This is a genomic window from Orrella dioscoreae (genome assembly GCF_900089455.2).
In the GTDB taxonomy this organism is placed as follows: Bacteria; Pseudomonadota; Gammaproteobacteria; order Burkholderiales; family Burkholderiaceae_B; genus Orrella; species Orrella dioscoreae.
Genome location: NZ_LT907988.1, coordinates 575,039 through 593,600, shown reverse-complemented (window position 1 = coordinate 593,600; position 18,562 = coordinate 575,039). Strand labels below are relative to the sequence as shown.

Annotated in this window: 21 protein-coding genes; 13 read left to right on the top strand and 8 right to left on the bottom strand. The window is 67.3% G+C overall.

Features of this window, described 5'->3' with window-relative positions; all coding sequences use genetic code 11:
- Positions 1-19 precede the first annotated feature (19 nt).
- The 6 genes from ODI_RS02820 to ODI_RS02795 all read right to left on the bottom strand — a co-directional run bounded on the left by ODI_RS02820 (position 20) and on the right by ODI_RS02795 (position 6,373).
- Positions 20-532, bottom strand: coding sequence for an adenylyltransferase/cytidyltransferase family protein (locus tag ODI_RS02820; protein WP_067756554.1), 513 nt, complete (start codon positions 530-532; stop codon positions 20-22).
- Positions 532-1,407, bottom strand: a complete 876-nt coding sequence (locus ODI_RS02815; RefSeq protein ID WP_067756552.1) for a ferritin — start codon at positions 1,405-1,407, stop codon at positions 532-534. The genes ODI_RS02820 and ODI_RS02815 overlap by 1 nt, the downstream gene beginning before the upstream one ends.
- Before the next feature lie 261 nt (positions 1,408-1,668).
- Positions 1,669-3,222, bottom strand: a complete 1,554-nt coding sequence (gene ubiB, locus ODI_RS02810) for a ubiquinone biosynthesis regulatory protein kinase UbiB (protein ID WP_067756549.1) — start codon at positions 3,220-3,222, stop codon at positions 1,669-1,671.
- 7 nt (positions 3,223-3,229) lie between these two features.
- The gene (locus ODI_RS02805) at positions 3,230-3,862 is read right to left on the bottom strand and encodes a ubiquinone biosynthesis accessory factor UbiJ (RefSeq protein ID WP_067756546.1); all 633 of its coding nucleotides are present in this window, start codon (positions 3,860-3,862) and stop codon (positions 3,230-3,232) included.
- Between the two features lie 263 nt (positions 3,863-4,125).
- Positions 4,126-5,130: a Tim44 domain-containing protein gene (locus ODI_RS02800; RefSeq protein WP_067756543.1), complete on the bottom strand. Its 1,005-nt coding sequence runs from the start codon at positions 5,128-5,130 to the stop codon at positions 4,126-4,128.
- Positions 5,131-5,320: 190 nt separating this feature from the next.
- Positions 5,321-6,373, bottom strand: a complete 1,053-nt coding sequence (locus tag ODI_RS02795; protein WP_098020973.1) for a GlxA family transcriptional regulator — start codon at positions 6,371-6,373, stop codon at positions 5,321-5,323.
- Between ODI_RS02795 and ODI_RS22180 the strand changes: the two genes are divergently transcribed.
- The 6 genes from ODI_RS22180 to ODI_RS02770 all read left to right on the top strand — a co-directional run bounded on the left by ODI_RS22180 (position 6,372) and on the right by ODI_RS02770 (position 11,422).
- Entirely contained in the window at positions 6,372-6,578 is a 207-nt protein-coding gene (locus ODI_RS22180; protein ID WP_157929701.1) for a hypothetical protein, read from the top strand. The genes ODI_RS02795 and ODI_RS22180 overlap by 2 nt on opposite strands.
- Entirely contained in the window at positions 6,575-7,633 is a 1,059-nt protein-coding gene (locus ODI_RS02790; RefSeq protein ID WP_067756537.1) for an ABC transporter substrate-binding protein, read from the top strand. Before ODI_RS22180 ends, ODI_RS02790 begins: the two co-directional genes overlap by 4 nt.
- An 18-nt stretch (positions 7,634-7,651) precedes the next feature.
- Positions 7,652-8,719 (top strand): ABC transporter ATP-binding protein, encoded by a 1,068-nt coding sequence (locus ODI_RS02785; protein ID WP_067756534.1) that lies wholly within the window; start codon positions 7,652-7,654, stop codon positions 8,717-8,719.
- Positions 8,716-9,549, top strand: a complete 834-nt coding sequence (locus tag ODI_RS02780; RefSeq protein WP_067756531.1) for an ABC transporter permease — start codon at positions 8,716-8,718, stop codon at positions 9,547-9,549. The genes ODI_RS02785 and ODI_RS02780 overlap by 4 nt, the downstream gene beginning before the upstream one ends.
- A gap of 3 nt (positions 9,550-9,552) precedes the next feature.
- Entirely contained in the window at positions 9,553-10,341 is a 789-nt protein-coding gene (locus ODI_RS02775; RefSeq protein ID WP_067756529.1) for an ABC transporter permease, read from the top strand.
- Positions 10,342-10,408: 67 nt separating this feature from the next.
- The gene (locus ODI_RS02770) at positions 10,409-11,422 is read left to right on the top strand and encodes a proline racemase family protein (protein WP_067756527.1); all 1,014 of its coding nucleotides are present in this window, start codon (positions 10,409-10,411) and stop codon (positions 11,420-11,422) included.
- A gap of 66 nt (positions 11,423-11,488) precedes the next feature.
- Here the strand turns inward: ODI_RS02770 and ubiE are convergent, their stop codons facing one another.
- Entirely contained in the window at positions 11,489-12,271 is a 783-nt protein-coding gene (gene ubiE / locus ODI_RS02765) for a bifunctional demethylmenaquinone methyltransferase/2-methoxy-6-polyprenyl-1,4-benzoquinol methylase UbiE (protein WP_067756524.1), read from the bottom strand.
- A gap of 173 nt (positions 12,272-12,444) precedes the next feature.
- On the opposite strand from ubiE, the gene phoB reads away from it, so the two are divergent.
- From phoB to ODI_RS22475, 6 genes are all read left to right on the top strand, one after another.
- Positions 12,445-13,143 carry a phosphate regulon transcriptional regulator PhoB gene (gene phoB, locus ODI_RS02760; RefSeq protein ID WP_067756522.1) on the top strand — a complete coding sequence of 233 codons (699 nt, stop codon included), beginning with the start codon at positions 12,445-12,447 and terminating at the stop codon, positions 13,141-13,143.
- A 42-nt stretch (positions 13,144-13,185) separates the two neighbouring features.
- The gene (gene phoR / locus ODI_RS02755) at positions 13,186-14,481 is read left to right on the top strand and encodes a phosphate regulon sensor histidine kinase PhoR (RefSeq protein WP_067756656.1); all 1,296 of its coding nucleotides are present in this window, start codon (positions 13,186-13,188) and stop codon (positions 14,479-14,481) included.
- 108 nt (positions 14,482-14,589) lie between these two features.
- Positions 14,590-15,789, top strand: coding sequence for a phosphoglycerate dehydrogenase (gene serA / locus ODI_RS02750; RefSeq protein WP_067756519.1), 1,200 nt, complete (start codon positions 14,590-14,592; stop codon positions 15,787-15,789).
- A 177-nt stretch (positions 15,790-15,966) separates the two neighbouring features.
- Positions 15,967-16,566, top strand: a complete 600-nt coding sequence (locus ODI_RS02745; RefSeq protein ID WP_067756517.1) for a MarR family transcriptional regulator — start codon at positions 15,967-15,969, stop codon at positions 16,564-16,566.
- Positions 16,532-16,729 carry a hypothetical protein gene (locus tag ODI_RS22480; RefSeq protein WP_231968176.1) on the top strand — a complete coding sequence of 66 codons (198 nt, stop codon included), beginning with the start codon at positions 16,532-16,534 and terminating at the stop codon, positions 16,727-16,729. Before ODI_RS02745 ends, ODI_RS22480 begins: the two co-directional genes overlap by 35 nt.
- Positions 16,730-16,735: 6 nt before the next feature.
- Positions 16,736-16,975 carry a hypothetical protein gene (locus ODI_RS22475; RefSeq protein ID WP_231968175.1) on the top strand — a complete coding sequence of 80 codons (240 nt, stop codon included), beginning with the start codon at positions 16,736-16,738 and terminating at the stop codon, positions 16,973-16,975.
- Between the two features lie 24 nt (positions 16,976-16,999).
- Here ODI_RS22475 and ODI_RS02735 read toward each other — a convergent pair whose 3' ends face one another.
- On the bottom strand, positions 17,000-17,899 hold the full coding sequence (locus tag ODI_RS02735; RefSeq protein WP_067756653.1) for a LysR family transcriptional regulator: 900 nt from the start codon (positions 17,897-17,899) through the stop codon (positions 17,000-17,002).
- A gap of 219 nt (positions 17,900-18,118) precedes the next feature.
- On the opposite strand from ODI_RS02735, the gene ODI_RS02730 reads away from it, so the two are divergent.
- The gene (locus ODI_RS02730) at positions 18,119-18,550 is read left to right on the top strand and encodes a VOC family protein (protein ID WP_067756514.1); all 432 of its coding nucleotides are present in this window, start codon (positions 18,119-18,121) and stop codon (positions 18,548-18,550) included.
- The last annotated feature ends 12 nt before the right edge of the window (positions 18,551-18,562 follow it).

Sequence of the window (18,562 nt, the reverse complement as noted above, 5' to 3'; positions counted from 1 at the left end):
GGCTGGGCAACAGCCGCGCTCAGCCGCGGATCTTGCCGACCAGCGCCGTGGTGGAGCGCTGGAACTCGAAGGGAATGGCCACCGCGCGCCCGCCCCAGCTTTCCACCAGGGCGGTTTCGGGCAGGACGGCCATGTCGTAGTCGCCGCCCTTCACGATCACGTCCGGACGCAGCAGGTCGATGAGCTGCTCGGGCGTGTCTTCATCGAACCAGGTGACCAGGTCGGTGCAGCCCAGGCTGGCCAACAGTGCCGCGCGGTCTTCGCAGGCATTGAGGGGCCGCTCGGGGCCCTTGCCCAGGCGGCGGGCCGAGGCATCGGTGTTCACGGCCACGATCAGCGTGGCGCCCAGCTGGGCCGCGCGATCGAGATACGTGACGTGGCCACGGTGCAGCAGGTCGAAGACGCCGTTGGTGAAGACCCAGGGGCGCGGAAAGGCGCCCGCGGCCAGCGCCTGGGCGCAGTCCTGCGGCGTCATGACCTTGGCTTCGAAACGCGCCGGCTGTCCGGCCGGCGCGAGGTCGCGTTCGCCCATCAGTTGGCGGCGGGAAGGATGATGCCCGAGCTGGTGGCGTTGCGCACCAGTTCCTTGCGGTAGCGGTTCAGGTCCTGGACCGTTTCGAAGGCGGTGCCCATCAACAGCGACAGGTTGTGCAGGATGCGGCCGCTGACCTTGGTTTCCCAATCCTTGTCGAAACGGATCTGGGTGTCCAGCCAACGCTCCAGCCAGCCGGGTTCCGGCAGCTTGGACTGCACGGTGTCATTGGGGAACATGTCCTTGTTGACGTGCAGGTTGGTGGGGTGCAGCGCCTGGGGCGTGCGGTGGGCCGAGGCCATGAGCACGCCGATCTTGCTGAACGCCATGCGGGCCTGCGCGGCCGAGACCTGGTTCTGGTCGCCCAGCGCGCGCTTCATGTAGCGCAGGTAGGCGCCGGCATGACGGGCCTCGTCCTGCGAGATGATCTTGTAGATGGCCTTGATGACCGGCTCGGTGTGCCAGTCGGCGGCGCAGCGGTACCAGTGGTTCAGGCGCACTTCGCCGCAGAAGTGCAGCATCAGCGTTTCCATGGCCGGCGCCGGATCGAATTCGAAGCGCACGCGGTGCAGCTCTTCCTCGGTGGGCAGCAGCTCGGGCATGAAGCGGCGCAGGTATTCCATCAACACCAGCGAGTGCTTCTGTTCCTCGAAGAACCAGACCGACATGAACGCGCTGAAATCGCTGTCTTCGCGATTGTCGCGCAGGAACATTTCGGTGGCGGGCAGCGCGGCCCACTCGGTGATGGCGTTCATCTTGATCGTGTTCGCCTGCTCGTCGGTGAGCTTGCTGCGATCGAAGTCGTCCCACGGAATGTCGGCGGCCATGTTCCAACGCACCGATTCCATGGATTTGAAGAGTTCAGGATAAAGCATGAGACGTGCCTTTATATCTCTAGAGGTTCCCGCTGATGAGCTGCGCGTGGTGGGCAGGTGGCCAGGGTCCTTGTCTTGACGTCGTACCAGTGGGTCTAACGGTCAGTTTGGGAGTGCCTGCGAAGGTTTCACGCGCGACGAGCGCGGCGGCAGGCCTGGATGTCTAAGAATTAACGCTGCCGCACGACGATCATATGACCATATTTTGAATGTTTTGTTTCACAGAGGGCAAAAATTCGCATTCTCAATTAGGTCGTTCCCTTATTGCGACAACGCCCAGAGGGCGATGGTGATCGCAAGTGCCCCCAGCCCTGCCACGGCAGCCAGCAGCCGGTTGCCCTGCTCGCGCGCGCGGCGCAGTTGGGCCAGCTCGGCCAGCACGGCCGGCGTCAGGTCTGGGCGATCCAGTTGGGCATGCATCAGGCGCGGCAGTTCGGGCAGCAATTGCGCCCACTGGCCGGCTTCCTTCCGCAGCTTGCGGCGCAGGCCGGGCAGGCCCACGCGTTCGTGCATCCATTGTTCCAGATACGGCTTGGCGGTCTTCCACAGGTCCAGTGCCGGGTCCAGCTCGCGGCCCATGCCTTCGACGTTCAGCAGCGTCTTCTGCAGCAGCACCAGTTGCGGCTGGATTTCCACATTGAAACGGCGCGAGGTCTGGAAGAGGCGCAGCAGCACCTGACCCAGCGAGATCTCGGCCAGCGGCCGGTCGAAATAGGGCTCGCACACCGCCCGCACCGCGCCTTCCAGCTCTTCCTCGCGGGTATCGGGGGGCACCCAGCCCGACTCGATGTGCAATTGCGCCACGCGGCGATAGTCGCGCTGGAAGAAGGCCAGGAAATTCTGCGCCAGGTAGTTCTTGTCGAACTCCGACAGCGAGCCCACGATGCCGAAGTCGAGCGCGATGTAGCGGCCGAGCGTCTCGGGCCGGTCCGATACGTAGATATTGCCTGGGTGCATGTCGGCGTGGAAGAAGCCGTCGCTGAACACCTGCGAGAAGAAGATCTCCACGCCCGTGCGGGCCAGCGTCGGAATGTCCACGCCGGCTTCGCGCAGGCGCGCGATCTGGCTGACCGGGATGCCGTACATGCGCTCCATGGTGAACACCGTGGAGGTCGTGAACTCCCAGATCACCTCGGGCACCATCAACAGCTGGCCACGCGGCGTGTCGGGCGAGAAATTGCGGCGCAGCTGGCTGCAATTGGCGGCCTCGCGCACCAGGTCCAGCTCGTCGTGCAGATACTTGTCGAACTCGGCCACGACGTCGCGGGGCCGCAGGCGGCGGCCATCGGGCAGCAGCCGCTCGATGAGGCCCGCCAGCACGCGCAGCAGCTGCAGGTCCTTGTCGATGACCGCGCGCATGCCCGGGCGCAGCACCTTGACCGCCACACGGCGGCCATCGTGCAGCACGGCGAAATGCACCTGGGCGATGGACGCGGAGGCCACCGGATCGGTTTCGAACTGCGCAAACAGCTGCGCGGGCGGCGCGCCCAGCGCGGCCTCGATGCAGGCGGCGGCCTCGGCCGAGGGGAACGGCGGCACGCGATCCTGCAGGCGCGCCAGTTCATCGGCAAGGTCGGGCGCGATCAGGTCGCGCCGGGTGGACAGCACCTGGCCGAACTTCACGAAGATGGGGCCCAGCGACTCCAGCGCCAGGCGCAGGCGCTCGCCACGCGGGCGGCTCGGCCGGGTACCCAGACGGATGACGCGCAGCAGGCCCGAAGCCAGGGGGTGGTTCAGGCCGGTCAGGACGAGGTCGTCCAGCCCATGGCGCAGGCAGACGAAGATGATGCGGACCAGGCGCAGGAACGTCAGCATGGCCGCCTCAACCCCGCGCCGCGGTCAATCGGGCCACGCGGGCCTGCAGCGCGGCCAGGCGGGCAGCGCCGGCATCCAGCGCGGCCTGGGTGTCGGCCAGGTCGCGGCGCCACGTCTGCCACTCGGGCTGGCCCACCAGCATGCGGTTTTCCTCGCTCAGGTATTCGGCGACGTTGCCCGTCAGGCGTTCGCCCGCGACCCGCGCACTGGAGAACATGGCCTTGCAGCCCGCCACCACGCGCACGGCTGGCGCGTCGCCGATCCAGCGGGCCAGTTCGTCTTCCGGATCTGGCCGCAACTGGCGCGCCAGGTCACCTACCACCTGGGCCAAGGCGGCGTCGCCCGAAATATGTGTCATGTCGGCAATGGCATCGCCGCCCGCGCCCGGCAACAGGCGCGCCAGCGTGACGCGCTCGGGCACCACGCCCAGCGTCACGTCGATGCTGGCATCGGCGGCAGCCGGCACCACCGTGCCCGCCGCCTCCACGCTCAGCGCCAGCGCAAAGCCGCCCAGCGTGAAGCGCACGGTCTTGCCCGCATGGCGCGCCAGCCGGTCGCGCGCCCAGGGCTCGCGGGCCAGCACGGCATTGATCGCACGGGCGGCAAGCCGCGCCGGAGGAGGCAGGAAGGCAGGCAACATGAAGAGAAAATGCAGGCCGGATCAAGGACGCCAGCCAAGCGAAGACGACGACACCGCAGTGTAACGTGCCCCGGGGAACAACCCGGGCCGGCCAGGCTCGCACCAACCACGCCGCTGCGCCAGAAAAAAGACACCGCCACAAAAACCAAAGGCCGGGACAAAGTCCCGGCCTACCAGGGGTGCCGCGGAGCCGGCTTTGCCGGTCCGCCAGCACCGCCCCCTTTGAGGGGGGAGGCGCGAAGCGCCTCGGGGGTGGGCCCCACTCAGCTGGCGTATTCGACCGGGATCTGCTGGATGCCGGCCAACAGCCAACCGCCGTTGTCGGGCTTGTACAGGTTCCAGACCTCTTCGAAGCGGAAGGCTTCGGCGCCGGCTTCCTCGCGCAGCATGCCCGAGTAGCGCACGCTGGCCAGGTGGCCTTCCGAGACCTTTTCCACGCCGAGCAGCTCGGCATTCAGCAGCACGACTTCCGTCTGGCTGGTGCCGTCGCGCTGGGCAAGCTGCGGGCTCAGTTCGGCGATCAGGTCATCGGTCAGGTATTCCTGCAGGCGCGAGGTGTCGCCGCTGTCCCAGACCTTCTGGATCTCGATGAAGTGTTCCTTGGACTTCTTCAGGAACTGGGGCGTGTCGAAGTCGGCGCCCGGCAGAAACCAGGTGGGGTCCTGGCCTGCCGTGGGCGCCGAGGCCGCAGCCACCGGGGCGGCGGCAGCAGCGGCAGGCGCCGCGGCGGCGGGCTGCAGCGACTCGCGCCATGCCGGTTGCGACTGGCCGTCGCGGCCGCCATTGTTGCCACCGAAGGCGCCGCCCTGGCCGGCGCCCTGCATGGCGGGGCGCGCGGCGCCACCGCGCAGGCGGCGGATCAGGAACAGCACGGCGAAGACAACCAGGGCGATCAGCAGGGCGCTGGCCAGGAACTCGGCGAACGCGGCGCCCAGGCCCAGGTGCGACAGCAGCGCGGCGATACCCAGGCCAGCGGCGATGCCGGCAATGGGGCCGAACCAGCGCGACGCGGTGCTGCGCGAAGCGGCGCCGGCGGCAGCGCCGGTGGCGGCGGCAGGCGCGGTGGCCGAACGCTGGGCGCCGGCCGTGGGCGCGGCGGCGGGCGGCGTGGCGGCGCGCTGCTGCATGACGTTGGTGGACTGGCGGCCGGCGTTACCACCGCCGCCCATGCGGCGGGCTTCGGCGTCGAAGGTCGTTGCCAGCATCGCCGTACCGGCGAAAGCAAGCAAGGCAGCGGCACAGTAGCGGGAAAGACGCTTGGTGGACATGTCTTGTACTCCTCGGTGACGGACCCGCCCCGCGGGCAGTCGCCAACCTGATTGGTGTGTGAGAGTCAGATTACTGAGGACCGCGCTTGCGCAGCCTGTCAACTCAAATCTTACTCGAAGCTGAACGTTAGTCAAAACCGGAATGTCCGGCCCGGGGCCAGGGGACCGACATGGTACGCGAGACGCCCGCTCAGGGCTCGCCCGCTACGCGCGCCAGCTCCTGCAGGTAGCGCCGCGGCGACATGCCATAGCGGCCGCTGAATTCGCGCGAGAAATGCGCGCCGTCGGCATAGCCGCAATCCAGCGCCACCTGGGTGATGCTGCGCTGGCCCCCCTGCAGCAGCCAGCGGCCATACTCCAGGCGCAGGCGCCGGTAGCAGGCCATTGGCGACTCGCCCAGCGAGGCCTGGAAGGCCCGCTCCAGCTGGCGGCTGCCGATGCCCACGTAGCGGGCGATGGCATCCAGCGAAGGCGGGCTGTCGAGCCGCTGCTCGATGTAGTGCATGGCCTGGCGCACCCGCAGGTCCTCGATGCCGTCCAGGTCGCTGTAGAAATGCGCCTGCGGCAGCCGGGCCGGGCGGATGCCCTGCAGCATCATGTGCCGCACCGCCTGCTGCGCCTTGTCGCGCCCGCAATGGCGCGCCACCAGATAAAGCCCCAGGTCGATGGCGGCAGTGGAGCCGGCGCAGGTGATCAGGTCGCCTTCATCGACGAACAGGCGGTCCACCACCGCGTGCGGCTGCGGATGGCGGGCGCGGAAATCGTCCAGCACGTTCCAGTGGATGCAGACGGTGCGCGACCCCACCAGCCCCGCCTGCGCCAGCACGAAGGTGCCCGTGCAGATGCCCAGCATGCGCACGCGCCGGCTGGCAGCCAGCGCCAGCCAGTCGGCCAGCGGCTGGGGCAGTTTGTCGTTCAGGTAATCGTTGCCGCCGCAGACCGCGATGTAGTCGAACTGGGCAGGGTCCTGCAGGCCGGTGATGTCGGACACCTGCAAGCCCGCGCTGGAGCGGCGCGGCTGCCCGTTCACGCTCATGATCTCCCACGAGGTCGCGATCTGGCGGCTGCGTCCGCCCGGGTCGCCCGCCAGGCGCAACACGTCGATGAGACCCGAAAAGGCCGCCAGCGTGAACTGGTGCAGCAGCACGAAGCCGATGCGCAGCCGCGAGGTGACCGACGCATCGACGGCGTCGCCGTCGCGAACGGGCAGGACGGAAGGCTCGGGTGCAGGGAGGCCATTCATGTCGGAATTATTCAACTTTTTGACCGGCACATTCAAGCTGGCGACGGTCATGCAGGCGCAATATCTCCTTGCGCGCAGCGATGTTCGTTCAGGTTCCAGCGAGCCGTCGGGCCGCCCCAAGGCGAAGCCGCCCCCCTCCGGGGGCGGCAAGCCGAAGGCGCGGCGTGGGGGCTCCCTATACAAACACTTCAAGGGGAAACCATGACTCACCGTGCACACCGCGTTTCGCGGCTGGCCTTGCTATGCCTTACGGGTTTGTTCGCCGTCTCGACGGTGCAGGCCCAGAAGACCGACAAAATCACCGTCGCCTGGTACGGCGGCAATTGGGGCGAGGCGTTCAATGCCTGCGTCGCCCAGCCGTTCACCAAAGCCACGGGCATCGCGGTCGTGCCGGACATCGGCACCTCGACCACCACCCTGGCCAAGCTGCAGCAACAGAAAGCCTCGCCCACGCTGGACGTGGCCTGGCTGGACGGCGGCATCAGCGAACTGGCCGAGCAGGCCGGCGTGCTGGAGACGCTGGACCCGGCACGGCTGAAGAACCTGGGCAACCTCATCGACCGGGCCGTCTACCGCAAGGATGGCCAGGCCTATGCCGTGGGCTCGGGGTTCTATTCGCTGGGGCTGACCTACAACACCAAGGAAGTGCCCGCCGCCCCCGCCTCTTGGCAGGACCTGTGGAAGCCCGAGTACGCCGGCGCCGTGACGGTGCCCTCGCCCGCCAACTCTTCCGGCGTGCCCTTCATCTTCTTCCTGAGCCAGATGCTGCTCACCGGCCCGAACGACTTCTCCCCGGTCTACAAGAAGCTGTCCGCCCTGGACGCGGCGCTCTTCTTCGACAGCTCGGGCGCGGCCTCCAATGCCTTCCAGAGCGGCGAAGCGATCATCGGCGCGCACTTCAACGTGGGCGCCTGGGACCTGATCGACAAGGGCATGCCCATCGGCTTCACCGTGCCGAAGGAAGGCGTCTGGGCCACCGACGCGCGCCTGCACCTGGTGAAGAACGGCCCGAACCGCGAGGCGGCCGAGCGCTTCATCGATACGGCAATGACCCCGCAGGCGGCGGAATGCCTGGCCACGCGCCTGTACCTGGGCCCGGCGGTGCAGGGCGTGAACCTTCCCCCGGAGGTCAGCAAGAAACTGCCCTGGGGCGAGAAAGGCTCGGTGGCGTCGCTGCGCTTCTTCGACTGGAACGTCATCAACGCGCGCCGCGCCGAGGTGACCGAAGCCTGGAACCGCGAAGTCGCCCACAAGCGCTGACGCCAGCAGAGACTGACGATGCCTCACCTTCTTTCCATCGACGGCGTGCGACGCACGTTCGGCAAGCACGTCGCGCTCGACGACATCCGCCTGGACGTCGAGCAAGGCGAATTCATCGCCCTGCTCGGCCCCAGCGGCTGCGGCAAGACGACGCTGCTGCGCGCCATTGCCGGCTTCCTGTCGCCGGACGCCGGCCGCATCGCGATCGACGGCCAGGATGTCGGCGCGCTGCCCGCGCACCGGCGGCCGCTGAACACGGTGTTCCAGAACTACGCGCTGTTCCCGCACATGACCGTGGCGCAGAACGTGGCCTACGGGCCGCGGCGCCAGGGCGCTTCGCGCCGCGAGGCGCATGAGCGGGCGCTCGAAGCCCTGGACATGGTCGGCCTGCGCGACATGGGCGAGCGTCATCCTCGCCAGATGTCCGGCGGCCAGCAGCAGCGCGTGGCGCTGGCGCGCGCCATCGTGAACCGGCCCAAGCTGCTGCTGCTCGACGAGCCGCTCTCGGCGCTGGACCTGAAGCTGCGCAAGCGCATGCAGCTCGAGCTCAAGCACCTTCAGGAGAAGCTGGGCATCGCCTTCATCTTCGTCACGCACGACCAGGAAGAAGCGATGGTCATGGCCGACCGCATCGTCGTCATGAACGGCGGACGCATCGAGCAGGTGGGCAAGGGCGAAGACATCTACCTGCGTCCCCACACCCGCTTCGTGGCCGACTTCATCGGCGAGGCCAACCTGCTGGCCTGCCGTGCCGCCGGCACGGGGATGCTGGCGCTGGGCTCGCAGGAAGTGCCCGTGCCCTGCGCGCAGCCCCTGCCCGCGGGCACGCTGACGGCGATGCTGCGGCCCGAGCACCTGTGCCTGCTGCCTGCTGGCGTGCCCGTGCCCGCAGGCCTGGTCAGCTTGACCGGCACGCTGCGCGAGCAGGTCAGCGTGGGCAGCCACACGACGCTCTATGTCCGCACCGAGGCTGGCGAGCTCGCCGTGCGCCAGATGGGCATGCCGGACGTGGCGCTGCGCGACGGCGACGCCGTGACGGTGGGCTTCGCGCCCGACCGGCTGCACCTGATCGCGGACGCATCATGAGCCGCCGCGCCCAAGTCCTCGCGCTGCTGCTGGGCGCCCCCACCGCGTTCTTCACGGCCTTCTTCCTGGCGCCGCTGGCAGTGGTCGCATTGGCAAGCATCACCAGCGACGGCGGCGGCCTGACGGCGGCGCATTACCTGCGCATCCTGGGCGACCGCTATCACTGGGACGTCATCGCGGTGACCTTCCGCATCGGCGCGCTCACCACCGTGTTCTGCCTGCTGGTGGGCTATCCGCTGGCGTGGTACCTGGTGCGCGTGGTGCGCTGGCAGGCCTGGCGGCGGGCCTGCGTGATCATGCTGGTGGTGCCGCTCTTCACCAGCAACATCGTGCGGTCTTTCGGCTGGATGGTGCTGCTGGGCCGCAACGGGCTGGTCAACGACACGCTGACAGGCCTGGGCCTGGCCGACCGCCCGGTGCGCTTTCTCGGCACCGAGACCGGCATCCTGATCGGCATGGTCTATATCCTGCTGCCCTTCGTGGTGCTGGCGGTCGGCAACGCCCTGGCCCGCGTGGACCGCAGCGTGGAACAGGCCTCGGCCGACCTCGGCGCGGGCCCGGCAGCCACCTTCTGGCACGTGACCTTCCCCTTGACGCTGCCCGGGCTGGTCGCGGGCGCCATCATGGTCTTCACGCTGTCGGTCAGCGCCTACGTCACCCCCGCCCTGCTCTCGGGCGGCCGGCTGTCCGTGCTGTCGATGCTGATCTTCCAGCAATACAGCTCGGTCTTCGATTTCCACTACGGCGGCGCCCTGAGCGTGGTGCTGCTGGCGCTCACGCTGGTGCTGGTCGCGCTGGCCGGGCGTATCGGCGCCGTGCGCGGGAGCTGATCCATGTTGACCCGAACCCTCATCCGTCTGATCGCGTGGGCCGCGCTGGCCTACCTGGTGCTGCCCCTGGTGGTGATCCTGGGCGCCTCGCTCACCACCACCAGCTACCTGGCCTTCCCGCCGCAAGGCATCACGCTGGCCTGGTATGAAAAGCTGCTGGACGACCCGAGCTACGTGGCGGCCTTCACCACCAGCACCGTGCTGGCGCTGGCAGCCACCGCGGCGGCCATCGTGCTGGCCATCCCCGCCGCGCTGGCGGTGGCCCGCTACGACTTCCCGGGCAAGGCCACGCTGTCGGCCATCCTGATGTCGCCGCTGGTGCTGCCGCACATCGTGCTGGGCGCGGCGCTGCTGCAGTTCGGCGCGCACATCGGGCTGACCCGCAGCTTCCTGGCCCTGCTCATCGGCCACACCGTGATCATCACGCCCTTCGTGCTGCGCTCGGTGCTGGCGCTGCTCTCGCCCGAACAGCGCAGCCTGGAAGAAGCCTCGGCCGACCTGGGCGCGGGACCCGTGCAGACCTTCTTCCTGGTGGTGCTGCCGCAGATCCGGCCCGGCGTCGTCACCGGCGGCATCTTCGCCTTCATCTCCTCGTGGATCAACGTCGAGCTGTCCATCTTCAACACGACGGCGCAGCTCAACACCATCCCCGTCAAGCTCTTCAACTACGTCCAGTACACGATCGACCCGACCATCGCCGCCGTCTCCGCGGCCACGATCCTCGCGGCGGTCGTGGCCATCGTGATCCTCGACCTGACCGTCGGCCTGGACATGCTTTCCGAACCCGATTGACCCCACGCGGCGCCTGCCGCAGCCCGACCTTTCCTTCTTCCCCCTCATCTGCCAGGAGTACCCAGTCATGCGCAAGCAAGACGCGTTCGACGTCATCTATACCCACACCGAAGGTGAACCGCTCTGCATCATCCACAGCGGCATTCCCTACCCCGCCGGCTCGTCCATCCTGGAGAAGCGCCGCTTCCTGAAGGAAAACTACGACTGGCTGCGTGAAGCGCTGATGCGCGAGCCGCGCGGCCACAAGGACATGTTCGGCGTGTTCCTGACCCCGCCCTCCAGCCCCGACTACGACGCCGGCCTGATCTACATCGACGGCACCGAGTATTCGCACATGTGCGGCCACGGCACCATCGCGGTCAGCATGGCCATGGTGGCCAATGGCCTGGTGCGCCGCGGCGAGAACGGCATCACGCGCATCCGCTTCGAAACCACGGCCGGCCTGGTCGTGTCCGAAGTGGCCTCGGAAGGCGACACCGTGCTGTGGACCCGCTTCGAGAACGTGCCAGCCTACGTGGCCGAACAGGACATTCCCGTGACCGTGCCGGGCTATGGCGAACTGAAGGCCGACATCGCCTGGGGCGGCAACTATTTCGGCATCGTCGACCTGACGGACTGCGCGCTGCGCATCTCGCCCGACAACGGCACGGAACTGTCGCGCCTGGGCCTGGCCGTGCGCGACCAGCTGAACGCCAAGATCCGCCTGCAGCATCCCACGCAGGCCCACGTGACCGACCTGAACTTCATCACCTTCTGGCACCCCGCCACCATCGAAGGCGCCTTCTACAAGAACGTGCACGTCTTCAGTGCCGGCCAGCTCGACCGCTCGCCCGGCGGCACCGGCACCAGCGCGATGATGGCGATGTTCGAGGCACGCGGGAAGCTGGGCATGAACCAGCCCATCCTGAGCGAAGGCCTGCTGGGCAGCGGCACCTTCGAAGGCTGCTTGCTGGGTGAAGTGGACCTGGGCGGCAAGCGCGCCGTGCGCCCGACCGTGAAGGGCACCGCCAGCATCCTGGGCACCGCCCGCTGGATCATCGACCGCAACGACCCCGTTGGCGCAGGTTTCCTGATCCGCTGAGCTAGCGGTTGCACGCAAGAAAAAGGGCTGCCCCGGGCAGCCCTTTCGTCGTACCCCGTGCGTGGTTCAGTCCAGGCGCACGCCTTCGTGCAAGGCCACCAGGCCCGCGGTCAGGTTGAAATACTGCACCCGGCTCAGGCCTGCGGCGCCCATCATGGTCGCCAGCGTGTCCTGGTCGGGATGCATGCGGATGGACTCGGCCAGGTAACGGTAGCTGGCCTCGTCGTTGGCCACCTTGCGGCCCAGCCAGGGCAGCACGTTGAAGGAATACCAGTCGTAGGCGGGCGCCAGCGGCTTGGCGATGCGCGAGAACTCCAGCACCAGCAGCTTGCCGCCCGGCTTCAGCACGCGGCGCATCTCGGCCAGCGCGCGGTCCTTGTGCGTCATGTTGCGCAGGCCGAAGGCCACCGAGACGCGATCGAAGGTCTGGTCCGGGAACGGCAGGTGCTCGGCGTCGCAGACCGTGACGGGCAGCAGCATGCCGCCGTCGGTGAGGCGGTCGCGGCCCACGCGCAGCATGGATTCGTTGATGTCGGTGAGCCACACTTCCCCGGTGGGGCCGGCGCGCTTGGCGAAGGCCCGGGCCAGGTCGCCGGTGCCCCCGGCGATGTCCAGCACCTTCATGCCGGGCCGGATGGCCGCGCGGTTGACGGTGAAGGCCTTCCAGACCCGGTGCATGCCGGCCGACATGAGGTCGTTCATGACGTCGTAGCGGGCTGCCACGGAATGGAAGACGCCAGCCACCCGGGCGGCCTTCTCGCCCTCGGGCACCGTCTGGTAACCGAAGTGCGTGGACGAGTCCGATCCGGCGGGGGTCGAGGAGGATTGGGGGGCTTGTGACAGGCTCATGCCGCAATCGTAGCCGATCCCGCCCCAAGGCAAGTTTCCCTGTGAAAATGAAAGGGTGTCGGAACCGTGCCACCTCGACGGTCCTGCGGCCGAAAGCGTCACATACCTGCAACATTACGGCCATACTATGGCAACGTCCGCGCCATAGAAGCGCTTTATCAGGTCAGTCCGCAATGTCCAGCACCATTCTCGTTGTCGAAGACGAACCCGCAATCCAGGAGCTGATTGCGGTCAACCTGTCCTTCGCGGGACACAAGGTCCTCCGGGCCACCGACGCCGAGCAGGCCAACACCCTGATCCGTGCCGAACTGCCAGACCTGGTGCTGCTGGACTGGATGCTGCCGGGCGCCTCGGGCCTGTCGCTGGCGCGCAGCCTGCGCGGCGACGAGCGCACCCGCGCCGTGCCCATCATCATGCTGACCGCCAAGAGCGCCGAACATGACAAGGTCGACGGCCTGGAAGCCGGCGCCGACGACTACATCACCAAGCCCTTCTCGCCCAAGGAACTGATGGCCCGCATCAAGGCCGTGCTGCGCCGCCGCGCGCCGCAGCTCACCGACGACGTCATCGACGTCTGCGGCCTGAAGCTGGACCCCGTCACGCACCGCCTGACCGGCCACGGCAAGGCGCTGCCCATCGGCCCCACGGAATTCCGCCTGCTGCACTTCTTCATGACGCACCCCGAGCGCGTCTTCTCGCGCACCCAGCTGCTGGACCAGGTCTGGGGCGATCACGTGTTCGTCGAAGAGCGCACCGTGGACGTGCACATCCGCCGCCTGCGCAAGGCCCTGGAACCCAGCTCGCACGACGGCCACGTGGAAACCGTGCGCGGCAGCGGCTACCGCTTCACCGGACACGTGCCTGCGCGCTGATTCCGCATGCCTGCTCACGCACCGAATGCGACAATGCAGGCCATGATCTGGCTTCGTACACTCGCCGCACTGCTGTTCTGTTTCTTCGTCGCCGGACTGGTGCATGTCTTCGTGGGCAGCGCCGCCGGCTGGATCGCCCTGTCGGTCGCGCTGGCCGCGCTCACGGTCTGGCGCAGCTGGGCACTGGCCCGCGTCTCCCGCTGGGCCCTGCACCCCGATACCCCGCCGCCCACCGCCGCGGGCGCGCTGGACACCCTGGTCGCCACCGTCTATCGCCACCGCCGTACCCTGACGCGCGAGCTCACCGAAAGCCGTGATGCGCTGCAAGGCATGCTGGCGGCCGCCCAGGCCCTGCCCGACGGCGCCGTGACCCTGGACGCCGGGTTCCACATCGACTGGTGCAACCGCATGGCCTCGCGCCATCTGGGCCTGCGCCTGCAGAGCGACCGTGGCAGCAATCTGCTGAACCTGCTGCGCTCGCCCGAATTCATCGCCTACGCCAACCAGGACGAGTGGCCCGAGCCCATCCTGGTACGCATCAAGCAGGACGGCCACGACCGCCTGCTGATGATGCACCTGACCCGCTACGCCCGCGACCAGCGCCTGCTGATCACCCGCGACGTCACGCAGATCGAGAAGCTGGAAACCACGCGCCGCGACTTCGTGGCCAACGTGTCGCACGAGCTGCGCACGCCGCTGACCGTGCTGACCGGCTTCCTGGAAACGCTGCACGACATGCCGGTGGACTCCATGTCCGCCGACCAGCGCGAGCAATACATCGAGATGATGCACGAGCAGGCCCAGCGCATGCAGGCCATCGTGGCCGACCTGCTGACCCTGTCCACGCTGGAGTCCTCGCCCAGCGCCGAGCCGCACGAAGTGGGCATGGCCGAACTGCTGGAGAAAGCCCGCAAGCAGGCGGAAGCGCTGTCGGGCGGACGCCACGACTTCGTCTGGCAGGTCGACGACACGCTGGACGTGCTGGGTTCCGAAACCGAGCTCATCTCGGCGCTGTCCAATTTGCTGGTCAACGCCGTGCGCTACTCGCCGGAACGCACCGCCATCACCGTCACCTGGCAGGGCACGCCCGACGGCGGCGCCCGCTACTCGGTGGCGGACACCGGCATCGGCATCGCCGCCCACCACTTGCCCCGCCTCACCGAGCGCTTCTACCGCGTCGACCGGGGCCGCTCGCGCGCCATCGGCGGCACGGGCCTGGGCCTTGCCATCACCAAGCACATCGCCATGCGCCACGACGCCGAGCTGGAAATCGCCAGCGTCGTCGGCAAGGGCAGCACCTTCAGCCTGCGCTTCCCCGCGGAGCGGGTGACCCGGTAAGGCCCACCCCGAGGGGAAACCCTTCCCGGGTCAGGGATGACCCTGACTGCGGGGGCGTTTTGCGCGACAATGGCAGGCTGTGATTCTCATTTGCATTGGAAGCCCCGCATGGCCCAGATCGTCCTGTTCGAGAACATCCACCCCAGCGCCCGCGAAGTCTTCACCGCCGCCGGCCTGACCGACATCGCCACGTATTCGTCGGCGCTGCCGTCCGCGGAAATCTTCGACGCCTTGCGCGGCGCCGAGCTGGTGGGCATCCGCTCCCGCACCCATCTGGACGCCGACCTGATCGGCCGCCTGCCCGCCCTGCGCGCGGTGGGCTGCTTCTGCATCGGCACCAACCAGGTCGACGTCAACAGCGCCATGCTGCGCGGCGTGCCGGTCTTCAACGCCCCCTTCTCCAACACCCGTTCGGTGGCGGAGCTGGTGCTGGCCGAAGCCATCCTGCTGCTGCGCCGCGTGCCCGAGAAGAACAACCGCGTGCACCTGGGCCATTGGGACAAGTCGGCCGCGGGCGCCTTCGAGGCGCGCGGCAAGACGCTGGGCATCGTGGGCTACGGCAACATCGGCTCGCAGCTCAGCACCCTGGCCGAAAGCCTGGGCATGCGCGTGATCTACCACGACGTGGAAGCCAAGCTGCCGCTGGGCAATGCGCGGCCCGCCGGCTCGCTGCAGGACCTGCTGGCCCAATCCGACGTCGTCACGCTGCACGTGCCGGGCGGCAAGGCCACCGAGAACATCATCAACGCCCAGGCCCTGGCTGCCACCAAGCGCGGCGCCATCCTCATCAACGCCTCGCGCGGCACGGTGGTGGACATCGCGGCGCTGCACGCAGCCGTGCAGTCGGGCCAGATCGGCGGCGCGGCGCTGGACGTCTTCCCGACCGAGCCCAAGAGCGTGGACGAGCCCCTGGACAGCCCGCTGCGCGGCCTGCTCAACGTGATCCTGACGCCGCACATCGGCGGCAGCACGCAGGAATCGCAAGAGAACATCGGCCGTGAAGTCGCCGAGAAACTGGTGCGCTTCTTCCAGAGCGGCACCACCAAGGGCGCGGTGAACTTCCCCGAGCTGCCCTACCAGGACGCCGGCGGCAACCGCCGCCTGCTGCACGTGCACCGCAACCTGCCGGGCGCGCTGGGTTCGCTGGACAACCTGCTGGCCGAACATGGGCTGAACATCGTCAGCCAGCGCCTGCAGACGCAGGGCGAGATCGGCTACGTGATCACCGACGTGGACGGCGAGGTCAGCGACATCGTCATGGCGGCGCTGCGCGCGCACCCGATCACGGTGCGCTGCGATCTGGTCTAGGCTGCCTGGGCAGTCTCCCGCAGAAGGCCGCGGCTGGTGTCCGCGGCCTTTTTCTATTGAGTGGTTCCAGCGCACGCGGCGCAACCAGCCTCCCCTGCGCGCGGCCTCACCAACCCGTAAAAAGCAAGGCATCAACCTTGCCAATCGATTCAAAAAAGGCAACAATCGATCTCATATATGAATCATTCTCTCGCCGCCACCTTGCTGCCGGAATATCGGCGCCGCATCCTGGGACTGCTGTTACTGCATCCGGAAGCACAATTGCATGGTCGCGAGATCGCGCGACGCACGGGCTTATCTGCCGGGACCGTGACGCGCGAACTCAACAGGCTGGTGGCTGTTGGCCTCCTGCAACGAGAGAAACGCGGCAACCAGCAGTTGTATCGAGCGGACAAAAACTGCCCTATCTTCCTGGAATTAGCCAGCATTTTGCGCAAGACTTCAGGCGTGGCGGATGTGCTGACGACAGCGCTGACGCCCTTGGAAAAACAGATCGCGGTGGCGTTCATCTTCGGTTCGGTCGCACAAGGACGCGAAAGCGCGACCAGCGACATCGATGTGATGCTGATCGGCAGCCTGGGATTTGACGACGCCGTACGACACCTTTGGCCCCTGCAGCCGTCGCTAAGCCGGGAAATCAATCCGCAAGTCTTCAGCTGCGAGCAGTTCGCGGCGCGGGTGGACGAGCCCTTCTTTCGCGACGTCCTGGGCAAACCAAAGCTCTTCCTGATAGGAGGCAATGATGAGCTTGCAGAACTTGTTGGGGGTGAGCCTTGAAAAGGCACCTCCCAATGCTCTGCAAATTACGCAGTTGTTGGCAGCGGCGAATCGGAACATCGCCGACGCCCGGATCGCCAGCTTGAGCGAGGAAAACCAGTTCGACGCTGCCTACAAGGCAATCATGCAACTCGCCATGGTGGGCCTGCTGGCCAACGGCTAGCGGCCCTTGACCAGCAAACCAGGGCATCATCAAACAGCCATCCAGTCACTTACCCTGAAAGTGGGCTGGCCTCCAGAAAAAGTGTGGCCGCTGGACGCGCTACGCAAGCAGCGCAACCTGGCAGACTACTCAGGCGATCTCGTCTCGACGGCCGCCGTGCAAAGCTGCCTGAATAACGCTCAGTTGCTGCATCTCCATATTCGCAGTTGGCTTCAGACACATCATCCGACCCTCCTGCCCGACTGAGCGAGCGCCGCGGCACCGCCCGCGTCAGGCCTCTCCGACCTGCACCGCACGCGGTGCCACAGCCGACGCCGCGACCGCCTGCAGGCAACGCGCTATCTCCAGAGCGGGCCGCTCCAGCCGTTCGTCGCGCCGCGCCACGATGCCGATCTCGCGGTCCACCGCGTCTTCACCCAGGCTCACCAGCTGCAGGCCTCGCGTATCCATCCAGGCCGAACAGGGCAGCAGCGCCACGCCCAGCCCCACCCTCACCATGTTGGCGATGGCCTCGATCTCGTCCAGCTCCACCACGTCCTGCGTGACGATGCGGTGCCGACGCAATACCGTGTCGGCCAGCCTGCCGCCGAAAGACGCCTTGTCGTAGCGCACGAAGGGCTCGGATGCCGCCATCTCGCGCCAGGGCCGCAGGGACATGCGTTCGGGCGCCGCCAGGACGATGGGTTCGCGCAACAGCCCGCGCCAGACCAGGTCGGGCGGCAGCGCGAACGGCGGCTTGATCATCAGCGCAAGGTCCACCTCGCCGGCGTCGGCCTGGGACAACAGGCTCAGCGACACGCCCGGCACCACGCGCACCCGGACCTCGGGCAAGGTCTCGCGGAAGCGCCGCAGGGCATGCACCAGCAGGCCCTGTTGCACGGATGCGATCGACCCCAGGCGCAAGGTGCCGCTGACGCTGCTCAGGCCGGTGTGGCTGACCATGCGGTCGACCTGCGCCAGCACCTGCTCGGCCTGGGCCAGCATGTCCTGTCCGGCGGGATTCAGGACCGCGGCGCGGGCGCTGCGGTCGAAGAGTTCCATGCCCAGGAAGGACTCCAGCCGCTTGATCTGGGCGCTGACCGCCGACTGCGTCAGGCCGAGCGCATCGCCCGCGCCGGCAAAGGAACCGTGCCGGGCCACGGCGGAGAAGGTACGGAACTCACGAATCATGGCAGCGGGGTCGGGACGGAACCAGGGCGAGCACAAGGCCAGGCGTGCCGGCGTGATTGATCAATAATATTCTTGCTAAGAATCAAAAAATATCGTTTTTATATCGAAAAAACAAGGTCTAAACTTGCCTTTCGCTGGATGCGGCACGCCGGTTCCCAAGCCCGCCGCCCACCCGGAATCCTTCATTCAAGCCCTCGTATTTTCGGAGTTTTCAGTTCCATGAGCACCCAAGCCGCCATGCCCCCCTTCCACCTCGCGTTCCCCGTGCGCGACCTGGCCGAAGCCCGTGCCTTCTACGGCGACCTGCTGGGCTGTCCGGAAGGCCGTAGCTCGTCGGAGTGGATCGACTTCAACTTCTATGGCCACCAGATCGTCGCCCACCTGGCGCCCGAAGAGTGCACCCCGGTCACCACCAGCGCCGTGGACTCCAAGAACGTCCCCGTGCGCCACTTCGGCGCCGTGCTGAACCTGGAACAGTGGGAAGCCCTGGCCAAGAAATTGACCGATGCCGGTACGAAGTTCATCATCGAGCCGTACATCCGCTTCAAGGGTGAAGTGGGTGAGCAGGCCACGATGTTCTTCCTGGATCCGTCGAGCAATGCCATCGAACTCAAGTCGTTCAAGAACCTCGATTCGCTGTTCGCCAAGTAAGGCATGGCTGCG